17 protein-coding genes are annotated in these 16,322 nt (G+C 66.1%); 7 read left to right on the top strand and 10 right to left on the bottom strand.

Annotation, left to right across the window (positions count from 1 at the left end; translation table 11 throughout):
* Positions 1 to 74 precede the first annotated feature (74 nt).
* From ACVINW_RS38045 to ACVINW_RS38030, 4 genes are all read left to right on the top strand, one after another.
* The gene (locus ACVINW_RS38045; RefSeq protein WP_456756044.1) at positions 75 to 1,157 is read left to right on the top strand and encodes a zinc-binding dehydrogenase; all 1,083 of its coding nucleotides are present in this window, start codon (positions 75 to 77) and stop codon (positions 1,155 to 1,157) included.
* A 171-nt stretch (positions 1,158 to 1,328) separates the two neighbouring features.
* Positions 1,329 to 2,087 carry an SDR family NAD(P)-dependent oxidoreductase gene (locus ACVINW_RS38040; protein WP_456756043.1) on the top strand — a complete coding sequence of 253 codons (759 nt, stop codon included), beginning with the start codon at positions 1,329 to 1,331 and terminating at the stop codon, positions 2,085 to 2,087.
* A 4-nt stretch (positions 2,088 to 2,091) separates the two neighbouring features.
* Positions 2,092 to 3,351 (top strand): NAD(P)/FAD-dependent oxidoreductase, encoded by a 1,260-nt coding sequence (locus tag ACVINW_RS38035; protein WP_456756042.1) that lies wholly within the window; start codon positions 2,092 to 2,094, stop codon positions 3,349 to 3,351.
* Between the two features lie 64 nt (positions 3,352 to 3,415).
* Entirely contained in the window at positions 3,416 to 4,084 is a 669-nt protein-coding gene (locus ACVINW_RS38030) for an amino acid ABC transporter permease (RefSeq protein ID WP_456756041.1), read from the top strand.
* Between the two features lie 204 nt (positions 4,085 to 4,288).
* Here ACVINW_RS38030 and ACVINW_RS38025 read toward each other — a convergent pair whose 3' ends face one another.
* Together ACVINW_RS38025 and ppk2 are read right to left on the bottom strand one after the other, a co-directional pair.
* Positions 4,289 to 5,167 carry a transporter substrate-binding domain-containing protein gene (locus ACVINW_RS38025; protein ID WP_456756040.1) on the bottom strand — a complete coding sequence of 293 codons (879 nt, stop codon included), beginning with the start codon at positions 5,165 to 5,167 and terminating at the stop codon, positions 4,289 to 4,291.
* Between the two features lie 234 nt (positions 5,168 to 5,401).
* On the bottom strand, positions 5,402 to 6,349 hold the full coding sequence (gene ppk2, locus ACVINW_RS38020; RefSeq protein WP_456756039.1) for a polyphosphate kinase 2: 948 nt from the start codon (positions 6,347 to 6,349) through the stop codon (positions 5,402 to 5,404).
* Between the two features lie 147 nt (positions 6,350 to 6,496).
* Between ppk2 and ACVINW_RS38015 the strand changes: the two genes are divergently transcribed.
* On the top strand, positions 6,497 to 7,669 hold the full coding sequence (locus ACVINW_RS38015) for a fumarylacetoacetate hydrolase family protein (RefSeq protein WP_456756038.1): 1,173 nt from the start codon (positions 6,497 to 6,499) through the stop codon (positions 7,667 to 7,669).
* A 337-nt stretch (positions 7,670 to 8,006) separates the two neighbouring features.
* The gene (locus ACVINW_RS38010) at positions 8,007 to 9,404 is read left to right on the top strand and encodes a cytochrome P450 (protein ID WP_456756037.1); all 1,398 of its coding nucleotides are present in this window, start codon (positions 8,007 to 8,009) and stop codon (positions 9,402 to 9,404) included.
* A gap of 36 nt (positions 9,405 to 9,440) precedes the next feature.
* Here ACVINW_RS38010 and ACVINW_RS38005 read toward each other — a convergent pair whose 3' ends face one another.
* The 3 genes from ACVINW_RS38005 to ACVINW_RS37995 form a co-directional block, all read right to left on the bottom strand.
* Entirely contained in the window at positions 9,441 to 9,836 is a 396-nt protein-coding gene (locus ACVINW_RS38005; RefSeq protein WP_456756036.1) for a (R)-mandelonitrile lyase, read from the bottom strand.
* A gap of 98 nt (positions 9,837 to 9,934) precedes the next feature.
* Complete coding sequence (locus ACVINW_RS38000; protein WP_456756035.1) at positions 9,935 to 10,717, bottom strand: carboxymuconolactone decarboxylase family protein; 783 nt, start codon at positions 10,715 to 10,717, stop codon at positions 9,935 to 9,937.
* Positions 10,714 to 11,922: an arabinose transporter gene (locus ACVINW_RS37995; protein WP_456756034.1), complete on the bottom strand. Its 1,209-nt coding sequence runs from the start codon at positions 11,920 to 11,922 to the stop codon at positions 10,714 to 10,716. The genes ACVINW_RS38000 and ACVINW_RS37995 overlap by 4 nt, the downstream gene beginning before the upstream one ends.
* A gap of 103 nt (positions 11,923 to 12,025) precedes the next feature.
* On the opposite strand from ACVINW_RS37995, the gene ACVINW_RS37990 reads away from it, so the two are divergent.
* A complete protein-coding gene (locus ACVINW_RS37990; RefSeq protein WP_456756033.1) occupies positions 12,026 to 12,928 on the top strand; it encodes a LysR family transcriptional regulator in 903 nt (300 codons plus the stop codon).
* 21 nt (positions 12,929 to 12,949) lie between these two features.
* Here ACVINW_RS37990 and ACVINW_RS37985 read toward each other — a convergent pair whose 3' ends face one another.
* From ACVINW_RS37985 to ACVINW_RS37965, 5 genes are all read right to left on the bottom strand, one after another.
* A complete protein-coding gene (locus tag ACVINW_RS37985) occupies positions 12,950 to 13,120 on the bottom strand; it encodes a hypothetical protein (protein WP_456756032.1) in 171 nt (56 codons plus the stop codon).
* Between the two features lie 170 nt (positions 13,121 to 13,290).
* Complete coding sequence (locus ACVINW_RS37980) at positions 13,291 to 14,436, bottom strand: Spy/CpxP family protein refolding chaperone (RefSeq protein WP_456756031.1); 1,146 nt, start codon at positions 14,434 to 14,436, stop codon at positions 13,291 to 13,293.
* Between the two features lie 92 nt (positions 14,437 to 14,528).
* Positions 14,529 to 14,762: a hypothetical protein gene (locus ACVINW_RS37975; RefSeq protein ID WP_456756030.1), complete on the bottom strand. Its 234-nt coding sequence runs from the start codon at positions 14,760 to 14,762 to the stop codon at positions 14,529 to 14,531.
* Between the two features lie 292 nt (positions 14,763 to 15,054).
* Positions 15,055 to 15,447: a Clp protease N-terminal domain-containing protein gene (locus tag ACVINW_RS37970; protein ID WP_456756029.1), complete on the bottom strand. Its 393-nt coding sequence runs from the start codon at positions 15,445 to 15,447 to the stop codon at positions 15,055 to 15,057.
* Entirely contained in the window at positions 15,333 to 15,686 is a 354-nt protein-coding gene (locus tag ACVINW_RS37965; protein WP_456756028.1) for a glyoxalase superfamily protein, read from the bottom strand. The genes ACVINW_RS37970 and ACVINW_RS37965 overlap by 115 nt, the downstream gene beginning before the upstream one ends.
* Positions 15,687 to 16,322: the final 636 nt, after the last annotated feature.

Raw genomic sequence — 16,322 nt, 5'->3', positions numbered from 1 at the left:
TGATCCGCGGCGATGTATTTCGCGAGACGAAATACGCATCAAAATGAGTGGGACAAAACCCACGCGGAGGGAACATGCGCGCAGCGATCTTCAGGAATGGCGAGATTGTCGTCGACCAGATGCCGGAGCCGAAGCCCGGCGCCGGCCAGGTGCTGGTCAAATCGCTGGCCTGCGGCATCTGCGGCTCCGACCTGCACGCGCGCAAGCACGCCCACCGCATGGTCGAGCTGAGCAGGTTCCTGCCCGGCCGCACGCCGATGGATCTGTCGCGCGACGTCGTGTTCGGCCACGAGTTCTGCTGCGAGATCCTGGATTACGGCCCGGACACCACGCGCAAGCTGAAGCCCGGCACGCGCGTCTGCTCGCTGCCGGCGCTGCTGACGCCGGAGGGGCCCAAGGGCATCGGCTATTCCAACGATTACGCCGGCGCCTATGCCGAGCAGATGCTGCTCAGCGAGCCGCTGCTGCTCGAAGTGCCGAATGGGCTTGCCGCCGAGCACGCCGCGCTCACCGAGCCGCTTGCGGTCGGCGTGCATGCGGTGGCGATGGCCAACATCAGGGGCGGTGAAGTGCCGCTGGTGATCGGCTGCGGGCCGGTTGGGCTCGCGGTGATCGCAGCGCTCAAGATCAGGGGGCTCGGCCCGATCGTTGCCGCGGATTATTCGCCGGCGCGGCGCGCTCTCGCCGAGAAGATGGGCGCCGACGTCGTGGTCGATCCCGCGAAGACGCAGCCCTATGCGAGCTGGGCCGAACACGCCCAGATGACCGAGGCAGAGAAGGCGGCGCGGCCGCCGATGCAGGCGCTGCTGCCGCCGCTGAAGCCCGCGCTGATCTTCGAATGCGTCGGCGTGCCCGGCGTGTTGCAGCAGGTGTTTGAGGGCGCGCCGCGCAGCGCCCGTGTCGTCGTGGTCGGGGTCTGCATGGAGACCGACAAGTCCGAGCCGATGCTCGGCATCATCAAGGAGCTCAACGTCCAGTACGTGCTCGGCTACACGCCGGAGGAGTTCGCCTATTCGCTACGCCTGATCGCGGAAGGCCAGGTCGACGCGGCGTCGCTGGTCACCGGCCGCGTCGGCATCGACGGCGTCGCGCAGGCCTTTGCCGATCTCGCCAATCCCGAGGCGCACACCAAGATCCTGGTCGAGCCGTGGCGGTGAGTTTTTGTAGGGTGGGTTGGGCGAAGCGTAATCCACCGTTCCCACACGCGGAGCGATGGTGGATTACGCTGCGCTAATCCACCCTACGGACCGCCGTTCGGCCGCGGTTTGCATTTCGCGCCACCGAACCTATAGTTCGCTGTCCCTTATCGCACCGACAGCACCCACCTCATGCGCGTTTCAATCATCACGGGAGGCGGCTCCGGCATCGGCGCGGCAGTTGCACGCCGGCTCGCCGGCCCCGATCAATCCCTGATGCTGCACGGGCAGGGCGCCGAGGCCACTGGCCTCGCGCGGCTGAATTCGGTTGCGGAGGAATGCCGCAGCAAGGGTGCGAAAGTCGCGGTCGCGACCGGCGATCTCGCCGCAGCCGGCGCCGGCACCGCACTGGTCGAGGCCGCGCGCGGTACGTTCGGGCCGATCGATGCGATCGTGCACGCCGCGGGCTTTGCCGACCGGCGCGACTTCGCCAGCCTGCCGCGCGCGGCGCTGGAGCGCGCCTTCGCCGTGATGGCGGCGGCATTCCATGAAATTGCAGCGGCCGCGCTGCCTGACCTCGCGCGCAGTGCACAAGGCCGCGTCGTCGCAGTCTCCAGCTTCGGGCCGCATCGCTTTCTGCCGGGCGCGACCTATCCGGGATCGGCCGCTGCGAAGGCCGCGCTTGAAGTGCTGGTGAAGTCGCTCGCGATCGAGCTCGCAGCCTCGGGCGCCACCGCCAATGCCGTGATGCCCGGCTACACCCGTAAGGATCCCGGCCTGTTCGGCGCGCTGGATACCGCGACCTGGGATCGCGTCGCAAAGGCCAATCCGATGCAGCGGCTGGCCGAGTCCGACGAGGTCGCCGCGGTCGTCGCCTTCCTGCTGTCACCGGAAGCGGGCCACGTCACCGGCGCCACGCTGCCGGTCGACGGCGGCCTGACCTTGATGTGACGGCGTGGGCGAGGGCGCGCCAGCACAACGGGTCGATGTCGCCGTGCTCGGCGCCGGCATGGTCGGCGTCTCGACGGGCCTCGCCGCGCGGCAGCGTGGGCTCTCCGTCGTCATCGTCGACCGCCGCGAGCCGGGCAGCGAGACCTCCTACGGCAATGCCGGCATCATTTCGTCGGGCTCGATCCTGCCGCTCAACACCCCATCGCTCCTCAAGAACCTGCCGAGATATCTCACCAACACGCATCCAGCCTTGCGCTGGAATCTGCCATGGGCCATCGCCAATGCCGGCTGGGTGATCCGCTTTCTCGCCACGGCTACGCCGGCGCAGACCAAACCACGCGCCGCCGCGCTGCACGGCCTGATCGGGACCTCGCTGACGTTGCATCGCGACTGGATCGTGCAGGCCGGCGCGGGCCATCGCATCCGCGAGACCGGCTGGCTGAAGGCCTGGCGCGGCGACGGGCTCGCCGCCGCCAAGGCCGAGCAGGCGGCGCTCGCCGAATTCGGCATCAAAAGCGAGGTGCTCGATCGCCAGGCGATCTCCGCGCTCGAGCCTGGTATCATTCCTGCCTATCGCGTCGGCCTGCTGCACAGCCAGACGGCATCGGTCGATTCACCCGGTGCGGTGGTCAGGGCCTATGCGCAGATGCTCGCGGTCAGTGGCGGCACGGTGCGGCAATCCGAGATCCGGCGGATCGAACCGCAAGGCGACGGCTGGCGCGTGCAGCTTGCCGACGGCGAGATCGCCGCGCGCCATATCGTGGTCGCGCTCGGGCCATGGTCGGCCGAACTGCTGCGGCCGCTCGGCTATCGCGTGCCGCTGGCGTTCGAGCGCGGCTATCACCAGCATTTCGTGCCGAACCCGGCACGCAAATTGCTGCGCCCGATCCATGACGCGGAGGGCGGCTTTCTGATGACGCCGATGGAGCAGGGCATTCGCATCACCAGCGGCGTCGAGCTCACCGCGCGCGACGCGCCGTCGAATTTTGCGCAGCTCGAGGCGGTGGTGCCGATGGCGCGCAGCGTGGCCGAATTCGGCGAAGCGGTTGGCGAGCGCTGGCGCGGCGCGCGGCCGACATTGCCCGACAGCCTGCCGATGATCGGGCAGGCGCCGCGGCATCGCGGGCTCTGGCTCGCCTTCGGCAACCAGCATATCGGCTTCACCACCGGTCCGGGAACGGGTGCCGCGGTCGCCGCGATGATTGCGGGAGACACACCGCCGTTCGAGGTCAAGGCGTTTTCGCCCGACCGGTATATCGCGTGACACGCGCAAGGCCGCCTGCGATGCTGGGACGTCAAGAGAACGGGCGCGGCAACCGAGGGGCAGGATGAACTACGTCTGGGATTTCGGGATCCTCGCCAAGTACAGCCATCTGTTCTGGCTCGGGCTCGGCTGGACCATGGCCTACACGATCGGCACCATCATTCTGGGCACGCTGATCGGCCTGATCGTCGGCATGCTGCGGCTCAAGCGCATTCCGGTGATCGACTGGCTCCTGATCGCCTATATCGAAACCTTCCGCTGCACGCCGCTCCTGGTGCAGATCATCTGGTTCTACTACGCCTTTCCGGTCGTGATCGGCGTCAACATCCCGGCGCATGTCGCGGCCGTCAGCGTGCTCTCGCTCTATGGCGGCGCGTTCTATGCCGAGATCGTGCGCGGCTCGATCGAGAGCGTGCCGATCGGGCAGTGGGACGCGGCGAAGGCGCTCGGCTTTCGCGGCTGGCACCTGATGCGGCTCGTGATCCTGCCGCAGGCGCTGAAGCCGATGATGGCGCCCTATGTCAATCAGTCGGTGACGCAGCTCAAGAACACCTCGCTGGTCTCGATCATCGCGGTGCCCGACCTCGTCTACAACGCAACCCTGATCAATGCCGACACCTATCGGCCGCTCGAGGTCTACACCATCGTGGCGCTGATCTATTTTGCGATCCTGTTCCCGTCGACGCTGGTGGCGCGGCGGCTGGAGCGCGGGCTGACCTACGACAAGGTGTGAGGCTTCTTCTCCCTCGCCCCGCTCCTGCGGAGTCGAGACCAGCGAAGCTTGCTCTTAGAGGGTCGGGGTGAGGGGCTCTATCCGGCAAGCAGTTCATGGCTTGTTGAGCAATGTGCCTCACTCCTCACCCGGATCTCATCTGCGATGCGATCCGACCTCTCCCCGCAAAGCGCGGGGAGAGGTGAAGAGGAGACATCCTCGATCTCAGATATTCAACTCCACCGGCACATCCTCGGCCTTGACGCCGGCAAGCCCGAGGCCCTTGACGAACCATTCGCGCATCTGGCCGATGCCGCGGTTATAGTCGATCCAGACCGATAGGAAATCGCGCCAGCGCTTGTCCTGTTCGCGCCGCACCGCGGTGCCGCTCGCGATCGTCACCGAGGGCGAGGTCAGGATCTTGTAGGTGCCGAGATTCGGGTTCTTGGCGATCGCGGTCAGCCCGAGCACCAGCGCGTTGACCACGCAATCGACGCGGCCCGACGACATTTCCAGCATCACCTCGTCGCGCGACTTCAGCGACTTGATGGTGGCGTTCGGCGCGAAGCGCCGCGCCACTGCCTCGTTGGCGGAGCCGACGTCGACCGCGATCTTGACCTCGGGCTTGTTGATATCGGCCCAGGTTTTTGCCTCCAGTCCCTTCTTCAGCATCGCGCCGAACGGATGCGGGAACACCAGATTGGTGAAATCGACCACCAGCGCACGCTGCGGCGTCGGGTTGAGCGCGAAGCCGAGATCGATCTTGTTGGCCTGCAGATCGAGGATCGAATTGCCGTAGGTCGACTCGACATATTCCAGCTTGACGTCGAGCAGCTTGGCCAGATCGTTGGCCATCTCGATCGAGAAGCCGGACCAGGTGCCGGTGGCGAGGTCCTTGTTGAAATAGGGCAGCTCGCCCGGCAGCACCGCGATCCGCAGCACCTTGTTGGCGCGGATGCGATCCAGCGTGTTGTCGGCCGGGGTCTGCGCCGAGGCCGGCGCCGCCATCGCGGCCGCGAGCGCCGCACCGCTGCCGATCCCGAGCGCATAGCGCAGCGCGTCGCGGCGATCTTCGGAAATTTTGATGTCGTCGGATTGAGTCAAGCGGGCCTCCCTGCACCAGATCGCCGAAGCCTAGCGTCGGGTTCCGGCGCCAGCAAGGGCGCGCGCCTGCACCATTGGTAGGCTTTCGACGAGGAGATGCCTATCCCTTCGCCTCATCCCGCGTGTGGCAGGGCGATCGCATATGCCGCCTCCGCAGGAGGCGACCCTCACCCTGACCCTCTCCCCGTAAGAACGGGGGAGAGGGGGAAATTGAGAGCGTGCCTGCGGCTCGCCTCAATACCGTCCCGGCACGTACATCTCCTGCGGGATCGGGCCGCGGTGATAGTCGGGGTTGCGCACCCGCGGCGGCAGCACCACCGGTTCGTGGGTGACCGACTGGTAGGGGATCTGGCTCAACAGATGCGAGATGCAGTTGAGCCGGGCGCGCTTCTTGTCGACGGCATCGACGATCCACCATGGCGTATCAGGCAGATGGGTGCGCTCCAGCATCGTCTCCTTGGCCTTGGTGTAGAGCTCCCAGCGGGTCCGCGCCTCGACGTCCATCGGGCTCAGCTTCCACTGCTTCAGCGGATCCTGGATCCGCATCGAGAAGCGGAACGCCTGTTCCTCATCGGTGATCGAGAACCAGTATTTCAGCAGGATGGTGCCGGAGCGGATCAGCATGCGTTCGAATTCCGGCACCGAAACGAAGAACTCCTCATACTGCTCGTCGGTGCAGAACCCCATCACCTTCTCGACGCCGGCGCGGTTGTACCAGCTGCGGTCGAACAGCACGATCTCGCCGCCGGCCGGCAGATGCGAGACGTAGCGCTGGAAGTACCATTGCGTGCGCTCGCGCTCGTTCGGCGCCGGCAGCGCCGCGATCCGGCAGACCCGCGGGTTGAGCCGCTGGGTGATGCGTTTGATGGCGCCGCCCTTGCCGGCGGAATCGCGCCCCTCGAACAGCACGACGACCTTCTTCTTCTCGTGCTGCACCCAGTCCTGCAGCTTCACCAGCTCGCCCTGCAACCGTAGCAATTCGCGGAAGTAGAACTTGCGGTCGATCGACGGCTTGCCGGCGGCGCCGTCGTGATCGAGCTCGTCGAGCCTCATGTCGTCGAGCTCGAGCTCGAGTTCCTCGTCGAGGCTGTCGGCCATCTCCTGATGGATGCGGGCGCGCAAGGCTTCGTCCCGCAAGGCTTCATCTCGAGAGGCTTCGTCAGTGAGGTGAGGGGCGGTCATGAAGGTCCGTCTTTCAGTGTGCTAGATGGATCGCCGGGAGCATTGACGGGCGATGTTACCCCTCTATGACAAGGGCATGACCGCTGTTTCACGACCCCGGTCGGATTGTGCTAACAAGCGACCACAAGATCAAAAAAGGAGACGCCGATGATTTCGCTCACGCCAAAAGACGTCCTGCCGGAGGACGGCACCGCCGGCACGCTGGTCGGGCGGGTCTGGCTGCCGCAGGCCGGCGGGCCGGCCGTGGTCGCGGTACGCGGCGACGGCGTGTTCGACGTCACCGCGCGCTTCCCCACGGTGAGCGCACTGTGCGAGGAGAGCGATCCGTCAGGTGTGTTGCGTGCGACCAAAGGCGAGCGGATCGGCGATCTCGCAGCGATCCTCGCCAACACGCCGCCCGACGGCCGCGACAAGGCGAAGCCGCATCTGCTGGCACCGGTGGATTTGCAGGTGCTGAAGGCCGCCGGCGTCACCTTCGCGATCTCGATGCTGGAACGCGTGATCGAGGAGCGGGCGCGCGGCAACCCGTCCTCGGCGGAGGCGATCCGCAAGGAGGTGGTGCGCCTGGTCGGCGACGATCTCTCCCAGCTCAAGCCCGGCTCCGAGCAGGCGATGCGGCTGAAGCAGGTGCTGATCGACCAGAATGCCTGGAGCCAGTATCTCGAGGTCGGCATCGGCCCCGACGCCGAAGTCTTCACCAAGGCGCCGACGCTGTCCTCGGTCGGTACCGGCATGGATGCCGGGCTGCATCCGAAGTCGACCTGGAACAACCCGGAGCCGGAGGTCGTGCTTGTCGTCTCCGGTGCCGGCAAGATCGTCGGTGCCGCGCTCGGCAACGACGTCAACCTGCGCGACTTCGAGGGCCGCTCGGCGCTCTTGCTGTCGAAGGCCAAGGACAACAACGCGTCGTGTGCGATCGGCCCGCTGCTCCGGCTGTTCGACGCGACCTTCTCGCTCGACGACGTCAGGCAGATGGATGTCGGCCTCACCGTGACCGGCGCCGACGGCTTCGTGCTCGAGGGCCATTCCTCGATCTCAAAGATCAGCCGTGACCCGACCGACCTGGTCGCGCAGACCATCGGCCCGGTGCATCAATATCCCGACGGCTTTGCGCTGTTCCTCGGCACGATGTTCGCGCCGGTCAAGGATCGCGACGCCAAGGGCGAGGGCTTCACCCACAAGCGCGACGACATCGTCACCATCGCAGCCCCGCAACTCGGCAAGCTCGTCAACCGCATGCGCAGCAGCGACCAATGCGAGCCCTGGACCTTCGGCGTCGGCGCGCTGATGAAGAATTTGGCGCAGCGCAAGGTGCTGTGAGGAGAAGCGTAGGGTGGGTTACCCGAAGGCGTAACCCACCGACTTCATGCCGCGGAAAAGGGGGACCATCGTGAGGTGAGCAAGCGCGTCAGGCTCCCTGCCCCCTTGCGGGGCCAGCAAGGGGGAGGGAACCCTTCCTCCGGTGCTCGCCTCACTTGGTCATAGCTCACACGTAATTCGCCGTCACGCTGCTGGACGGCATGAAAATGGGGCAACGCAGGTATCGTCATTGCGGCCGCGCCCGCCGTCTCGTGCTGCAACACGAAACGCAGCTTGAGGAACCGATCGTATTTCGCGTTATTATTCGCCGGTACATTGAACATTTTCGCGGTGGCCCATGTTGCAGTGCCACGAAGGCGATTATTGCCCGCCTGTCCCGCATCCGCCGCGAAGCCGGCTTGGATTCATTGAGCTGCTGACCAGGTTGCGGCGAAATCCACTTGAGTGCTGGAGCGAGGACTTCTTCCGGGAGCCGATCGTCAAGCTGCGTCTGCCGTTCACCGACGCATTTGTCGTTCACGATCCGCACGCCATCAAGCACGTGCTGATGGACCGTGCGGGGAATTACCCGAAAGACACAATCCAGCGCCGCATTCTCTCGTCCGGATTGTCCGACGGCCTGCTGAGCGTCGACGGAGAGCGTTGGGAGGTGCAGCGGCGAACACTCGCCCCGATCTTCGCGCGCCGCAACGTCACCTCCTTCACGATGCGGATGCTGGTTGCCGCCAACGAACTGTCGGCGAAATGGTCCACGATGGGACCCGATGCCACGGTGGATGTTGCCGCCGAGATGACGCTGGTCACGCTGAACGTGCTCGCGCTGACGATCTTCTCGGACGGCATCGGCGATGATCTCGACGAATTCCGGATGGCGATGAATGTCTATTTCAGCGTGATCGGTCGCATCGGGGCGCTCGATCTGCTCGGTGTGCCCAAATACGTGCCGCGCCCGGGTCATCGTCGCCTGCGCGCGACGATGGCTTACTTCGAGGCCGTGATCGACAGGATCATCGACGTTCGATGCCGGGGACGTACCGTCCCTGTCGAGGGCCCGAGCGATCTGCTGGCCTTGTTGTTGCGGTCGCCGGATCCTTCGACCGGACGGCAGCTGAGCCCGCGGGAGATTCGCTCCAACGTCCTCACCTTTCTCTCCGCGGGACATGAGACGACCGCAAACACGCTCGCCTGGTCGATCTTTCTGCTGTCGCAGTCGCCTGAGTGGCGGTCGCGTGTCGCGTCGGAAGCCGAGCGCGAGCTGTCCAATCCGGCCGATGACCTCGCCGAGCGGCTGGTCGTGACGAAGGCGGTGATCGAGGAGGCGTTGCGTCTTTATCCTCCGATCGCCGCCCTTAGCCGGACGGCGCGCGAGGCGGACAGGCTGGGCGACCTGGCGGTCGGCGCGCGATCCCTGATCGTGATCGCGCCCTACGTCCTGCATCGGCATCACAGGCTCTGGCGCCGCCCCGATGCATTCGACCCCTCGCGCTTCCTGGGGGAGGCGCGCGGCGCAATTCCGCGGTTCGCCTATCTGCCTTTCGGGGTCGGGCCGCGAACCTGCATCGGCGCGTCGTTCGCCCTGCAGGAGGCGGCCATCGTGCTCGCGGTCCTGATCCGCGATTTCGAGATGAGGGTGCTGCCGAACGCCGACGTGCAGCCGCTCCAGCGCATCACACTGCGTCCGGCGCATGGACTGCCGATGGCGATCAGCCGAAGGTCGACGCAGCAGCGGCCATGAAACGAGGCTGCATCGCCGATGCCTGGGGTATCGGAATCATGTCCGGTACTGCGCCCCGCTGACCTCTTCCAGCCAGTCGACGTTCTTCCCGTCGCGCGATTCCGTGATCGCGATGTGCGTCATCGCGGTCGTCGCCGACGCACCGTGCCAGTGCTTCTCGCCGGGCGGAAACCAGACGATGTCGCCCGGGCGGATTTCCTCGACCGGACCGCCCTCGCATTGCACCCAGCCGAGGCCGGAGGTGACGACCAGCGTCTGGCCGAGCGGATGGGTGTGCCATCTGGTGCGGGCGCCGGGCTCGAAGGTGACCTTGCCGCCACTGAGGCGCGCCGGGTCGCCGACCTGAAACAGCGGGTCGACGCGGACCGTGCCGGTGAACCAGGCCTCGGGACCCTTGCCCGAGGGACGTGAGCCGTTGCGGGTGATCTGCATTGTTTGATTCCTTTGGTTTGCCAATGTCGCACCGATTTTCGTCAGCGCGGTGAAGCCGGCGACGGCGCCCGTGAGCAGTCCGCGCCGCGAAAGCGTCATCATCGCGGCCGCTTCTCGATCACGTCCTTGACCACCGGCAGTGCCGAAAATGCGTTGGGCCATCCCGCATAGAAGGCGAGCTGCGTGATCATTTCGCCGGCTTCCGCTGGGGTCAGGCCGTTATCCATCGCGCGGTTGAGGTGATAGGTGATCTGCGCCACCTGTCCGGTCGCGACCAGCGCGCTGACCGTGACGAGGCTGCGGTCGCGCGGCGCCAGCCCCGGCCGCAGCCAGAGATCGCGGAACAGCACGTCGGTGGTGTACTGCACGAGGCCGGGGGCCACCTTGCCGAATTGCTCGCCGACGCGCGTCGCGCGCTGCGCCTCGGCGGCTTCGTCGAGCGCGAGCTTCGGGCCCGACGCGGCGGGAAGCTGGTCGACGCCGATGTTGCGGGTCCTGAAGACATCACTTGCGATGGCGACCGCCGACATGGCATTGGCCCAGCCGGTATAGAAGGCGAGGTGGGTCATGATCTCGGAGATTTCGGCAGGCATCACGCCATTGTCGAGCGCGAGGTTCAAATAGTCGGCGAGCTCGACAGTCTGGCTGCGCGCGATCAGCGCCGCGAGCGTGACGATGCTGCGGTCGCGCGGCGACATACCCGGGCGCTTCCAGAGATCGCCGAGCACGACAGTCTTGCGGTAATTTTCCAGCGCCGGTGCGACGGCGCGGACATCTTCGATCGAGGTCATGGGTCTTGCTCCCTGTGTTGTCGGCTCGGCCGCGACCGGTCCAGATGCGACCAGGCAGATCGCGCCGGTGATGGCTGTCACCAATTTCATGGCAGGCTCCTGTGCGACGGGCCGGCTGTCCTGATCAGCCACAGCGCGATGACGGCTCCGCTCAGCACGACCAGCGTGCTCGTCAGAAACACTGCATTGAGGCCCGCGGCGCCGGCGATCAGGCCGAGCAGTGGCGTGGTGACGCCGAGCGTCAGATCAAGGCAGGCGGTGTAGGCGCCCATCGCCAGCCCGCGGCTCTCGGGCGGTGCGCGACGCACCGCCTCGACGCCGAAGCCGGGATAGACCAGCGAATAGCCGAGACCGGCGAGGGCTGCGCCGGCGAACACCAGCACCGGCATCGCGGCAAGCCAGATCAGCGCCTGCCCCGCGGCTTCGATCAGGATGCAAACCAGCGCCACCAGCGGTCCGCCGATGCGGTCGGGCAGATGGCCGAAGATCAGCCGCCCGATGACGAAGCCGAGGCTGACCAGCGAGAGCGCCAGCCATGCCGCGCTCCAGCCGTTGCGCGCGAACAGCAGCACGACGAAGGTAGTGATCGCACCGAAGCCGACGCTGGACAGCGCCATGCCGAGACCCGGCAGCCAGATCGCGCCGAGCACCTTGGTCAGCGCCGGGCGCGCATGGCGTGACGGCGCGATGCCGCGCAGCGGCGCGACGACGCACAGCGTGAGCAGCGGGATCAGCATGGTCGCGAATGCAATCGCCGCGAAGCCGTGACGCGCATAGAGTGCGCTACCTGCCGGCGCGCCCGCCGCGTAGGCGACGTAGATCGCCGTGCCGACCCATGACATCACACGGCCGGTATTTGCCGGGCCGGCCAGCGCCAGCCCCCAGTTCAATGCCCCCGCGACCATGAAGCTTTCGGCGCCGCCGAGGATGGCCCGGCCGAGCAGCAGGATGGCCAGCGACAACGCCGGCATATCGACGAATTCCAGCGACAGGCCATAAAGCAGCCCCGCGACCGCGGCCGCGATCAGGCCGGCAACCACGACGCGCTTAACGCCTCTGGTGTCGGCAAGATGCCCCGCGGTGAAGCGCGAGATCAGCGATGCCGCGAACTGGCTGCCGGCGACGAGGCCGACCACGAAGGTATCGAAGCCGAGGCCCTGGTGAACGTGCAGCGGCAGCGCCGGCATCGCGAGACCGATCACGAGAAAGCCGGAGAAGATCACGGCGACGATCGGGAACAGCGTTGCGGCGACCGACGGCTCGGCGACCGGGATCTGTGACGTCGTGACGGACATGGGCGGTCAATGGGTTCGATGAATCTCCGGCTGCAAGCTAGGACTTCCGCCGTCCCCTGATTAGATGATAAAATCCGCATGGATTTATCAATCAGGCTTATCAATGAACCGGGACAACGCCAGCGACCTGCTGGTCTTCCTCGCGGTGGCGCGGGAGCGCAGCTTCACGCGCGCCGCGGCGCAACTCGGGCTGTCGCAATCGGCCCTGAGCCAGATCGTCCGGGCGCTCGAGGAACGCCTCGGCGTGCGGCTGTTGAGCCGCACCACGCGCAATGTCGCGCCGACGCTGGCCGGCGAGCGGCTGCTGCGCACCATCGGACCGAAGTTCGAGGAGATGGATACCGAACTGGCGGCGCTCGGTGAACTGCGCGAGAAGCCTGCGGGCACCATCCGCGTGACCTCGACCGAATATGCCGCCGAGGCGATCCTGATGCCGGCATTGCGCAAGATCCTGCCGAAATACCCCGACATCAAGGTGGAGGTCGTGATCGACTACGGCCTCACCAATATCGTCGCCGAGCAATATGACGCCGGCATCCGGCCCGGCGAACTGGTCGCAAAGGACATGATCGCGGTGCGGATCAGTCCGGACCTGCGCATGGCGGTGGTGGGCTCGCCCGACTATTTCGCGACGCGCAGGAAGCCGCGCACGCCGCAGGAATTGACCGAGCACAATTGCCTCAATCTGCGCCTGCCGACCCATGGCGGCCGGCTCTATGCGTGGGAGTTCGAGAAGAATGGGCGCGAGCTCAATGTGCGTGTCGAGGGCCAGCTGGTGTTCAACGGCTCCGGCACGCTGCTGAGCGCCGCGGTCAACGGGCTTGGGCTCGCCTACATGACCGAAGGACAGGCGAAGCCGCAGCTGGCGAGCGGCCGCCTGGTGCGCGTGCTCGGAGACTGGTGCCCGCCGTTCTCCGGCTATCATCTGTATTATCCCAGCCGGCGGCAGTCCTCGCCGGCATTCTCGCTGCTGGTCGACGCACTGCGATATCGCGGCAAGAGCTGAGGCGCGCTGCGCGATGATGTGCTACTGTTCGCTGCTGCCGCCTTCGTTGTCGAACATGTTCAGAAACCTGGGCGGCAGATCAATCGCGTGCCGCAACTTGTGCGCGCGCAGATGCGCGAAATCCGGAGCGACCGCTTGTCGCGCCGTTGTGTGAACCAGTTCATCCTCGTCCGCGCCGATCCGTTTCAGCATGGTGGCTCGACGCGAACAGAAGGAGTCGCGGACATGAACGAGCAGCCATCAAATGGAATGCCCGATTGGCTCACGACGGACATGCTGGTGATCGCCGTCGCACTGGCGATCATCGTGATGGGAATCTGGATCGCGCCGTAGCGGCCGCAGGCGCGCGGCAATGACGCGGCTTACAGGCCGATCATGCGGAAGATCATGCCTCCGATATTCGGACCATGATGGTGGTGGTGGCGATGACGGCCTCGCGGAGCTTCGTCATTGCTTGCGGCCATCGCGGTGCTGCCGCCGTTCCGCTCGGGGCCAATCGCGTCGAACGCGGCCTTCTGCTCGTCGCTGAGCGCGCTGTAGAAGGTATCCAGCGCAGGACGCACCGTGCCGATCGCCTGCAGCATGGCATCGAGCCGGGCTGCGACCGCCGCAAGGCGCGCCGGCGGCGTGCGGGCGTCGGTGGGCGGGCAGGATGATTTCAAGGTGTCCTCGGCCTTTGTCGCCGCATCCCGCAAGGCCTCGAGGTTCGCCCGCTGTGCGTCGGTCGGCTTGACGTCGCGGTCGATGATGTCGCCGGGCCACGCGATGGCGGCAGGCTGCGCCGTGTTGCAGGTGGCATTGTCCGAGGTCGCCTCACGCTGGCCGCGGTGCTGATCCGCCACCAGTGCCGTCACCTTGGCTTTCTGATCGTCGCTGAGCAGCCCGTAGAACTTCTCCAGCGCCGGCTGCAGGATCCCGACCGCATCGCGCATCGCCTGGAGCCGCTGCTGCATCGCGGAGAGCCGGCTCGGCGCGGTCAGCGGCACGTCCTTGGGACAGGAATTGAGAATGGTCTCGGACGCCCTCTGCGAGGCGCTGGCGAGTTCGTCGAGTGCCGCGCTCTGCTCCGCATTGGGCTGGATGGCGCTGCGGAATTGCTCGATCGGGAAGCCCGCGATGTCGCTTCGATCGCTGCCGCACATGTCGGCGAGAGTCGTTGCCTGACTGCTGCGCGATCGACCCGTGGCCGGCGGCCGGGGACCGGCATAGCCGGGCAGGTAGTAGGCATAGCCGCTCAACGCATCGTAGTCGTAGGGACCGAACAGACCGGCATAGAGATCGCCGTAGCCGTAATCCCAGAAGTACGGGTCGTAGCCCCAGCCCCACCAGGTGTAGTCGTAGAGATCGTAATAGGCGTAGGGCCAGAACACCGGGCCGACCCAGCCATAACCGCCATTCGGATGGCGCCACCAACCATCACCATTGCGATAGCCCAGGGCGGCTCCAGCGGCGGCGGTCGTGATGGCGGCGCGCGTCATCGGGTTGCGCAGGCCGCCGGGTCTGCCCATCGCGGCTCGGATCTGGCGAGAGGCCAGCGAGCGCCCCACGACGTTCGCATTGTGCCGCATCGCGGCGGGGGAGGCGGCATGCCGGCCGGCACCTACGCCGGGTGAGGCGGGCGCGGCATGCGCGGCGGGACGGAATTGGGAGTGGCGCGCACCGGCGCCGCCGCCGAGCCTCGTGCCGGCTCGTGCAGCGGGACGGATGGTATGAAAGCCGCCGCCGCGATGAAAACCACCGCCAGCGTGGGCGGCACCGCCGCCATGAAACCCGCCTCCGCCGCCATGAAATCCACCACCACCATGGCCGCCGCCACCGTGACCTCCACCACCATGGCCGCCGCCACCGCGCGCGGCGTCCGCGCTCCCTGCCAACAGCGCAGTCGATGCCGCGATTGCCAGGATCGCGGCGAGTGCCAACACGGTGTGTCGGCCGCGAGCAGGCCTCAGCATGGGTCGTCACCCTCCGGATACTCAGTGATGCCTGACATCAACATCGCACGCCGCCGCCGGGTTCCGGCGGGGGCGTGGATCGCGACGGATTTAATTGGCGAGGCGGGCCTTCAAGGCGGTCGGCACCCGGTCGTCTCGCGTCACAGTTGCTGAATTTTGCACGCCGGCCGACGCTTACGATGACGGTTGTGGCGCTTGCCCGGTCATTCCCTGCTGGCCTAACAGCCAGACCGCGGGACTCTCGGTCTCGCCGAGCATCGTGCCCAACACGTCCGCGCCGTTTGTCGCGCGATCTAGGCTGCGGACGGTCGCGCGATGCACCACACGGCGAAACGCAACGGTCGGCGTCGTCTCGCGTTCGTCCTTGCTCGTGACCCAAGTCTTCAGCTTGTGGTCGATATAGGCAATGATGCCGTCCCTGAGCGCCTGGAAGTCGAGCCCATTGGCCTTCATCACGGCCGATGCATCGGCGTCATCGAGCAACGCAAGTAGGAGATGCTCCAGCGTCGCGAATTCATGCTGCCGCTCTCGGGCATATGCGATCGCCCGATCGAGCGTCGCCGCCAACTCGTGGGTAAATCCGGAGGGCCAGACCACATTCGCGCCCCCTTCGGCCTTGAGGCCGTTTCCGACTTTTGGTCGGAAACGCTGCGCCGGATCGCGGCAGCAAGGGTGTTCCAGCCGGGAAGACCGAACATCTCGGCGGTCAATTCGAGACTCTGACCGACGGTGATCTTGAGACCTTTGGTGGCGAGAGCGGCACGAAGCGTGTGTGCCATGGCTTTTGAATCGCGAAAGTCGCGCATGTCCTGTCCTTTGCGTCGAAACGGAAATGCCAGGGCTTGCATTGCTGACCCGTTTGTCCGGGCAAAGGGATGTGGACGTCGCCGCGATACGTTCACCATTCCCCGACTGGGGCGCAAGCGGCAGGTCGTATCGAACCCGCTGAAAAAATGGTCCGCTGGACCGGGGTTGTCAAGATCGGGTGCGGTCAGCGGAGAGCCTGACAGAATGCCGATCACTGAGTTGCCCGACGGCGCAAGCCCCTGGTGAAAAAATATTTCGCTTTATCCGAAGAACAACTCAGTGTATGGTCTGTGCGTCTCACCCGATCGAGGGGCGCTTCGCGGTCGTCACGAACGCGGGTCGAGATGCGGTGGACGCCGATTGCGCAGTCGACGAATGCGCATGAGGCGGACGGCGAAATCGTGCAGGCCTGACGCCCTAGCGGCAGGTGTCTCTTCGCATTGCGCGACGCGCGTTGCGAAGACGGTGACAACAAAGCCAAGTCTCGCCGGGGAGAGCACGTATAAGCCGTAGCCCATCGCGCAGGGAAAGCCGGGTTGTTTCCGGTTACACCTGTGGTCCTACCCCCGAGCTTTCTACCCATTTGCTCGGGGCCCATGGGTGCGATCGGCACCCGGCTTTCCCTGCGCCCTCTG

The sequence above is a fragment of the Bradyrhizobium sp. USDA 4461 genome (genome assembly GCF_054055655.1).
The sequence above is the reverse complement of the archived record's forward strand: the minus strand, read 5'-3'. Positions and strand labels throughout refer to the sequence as shown.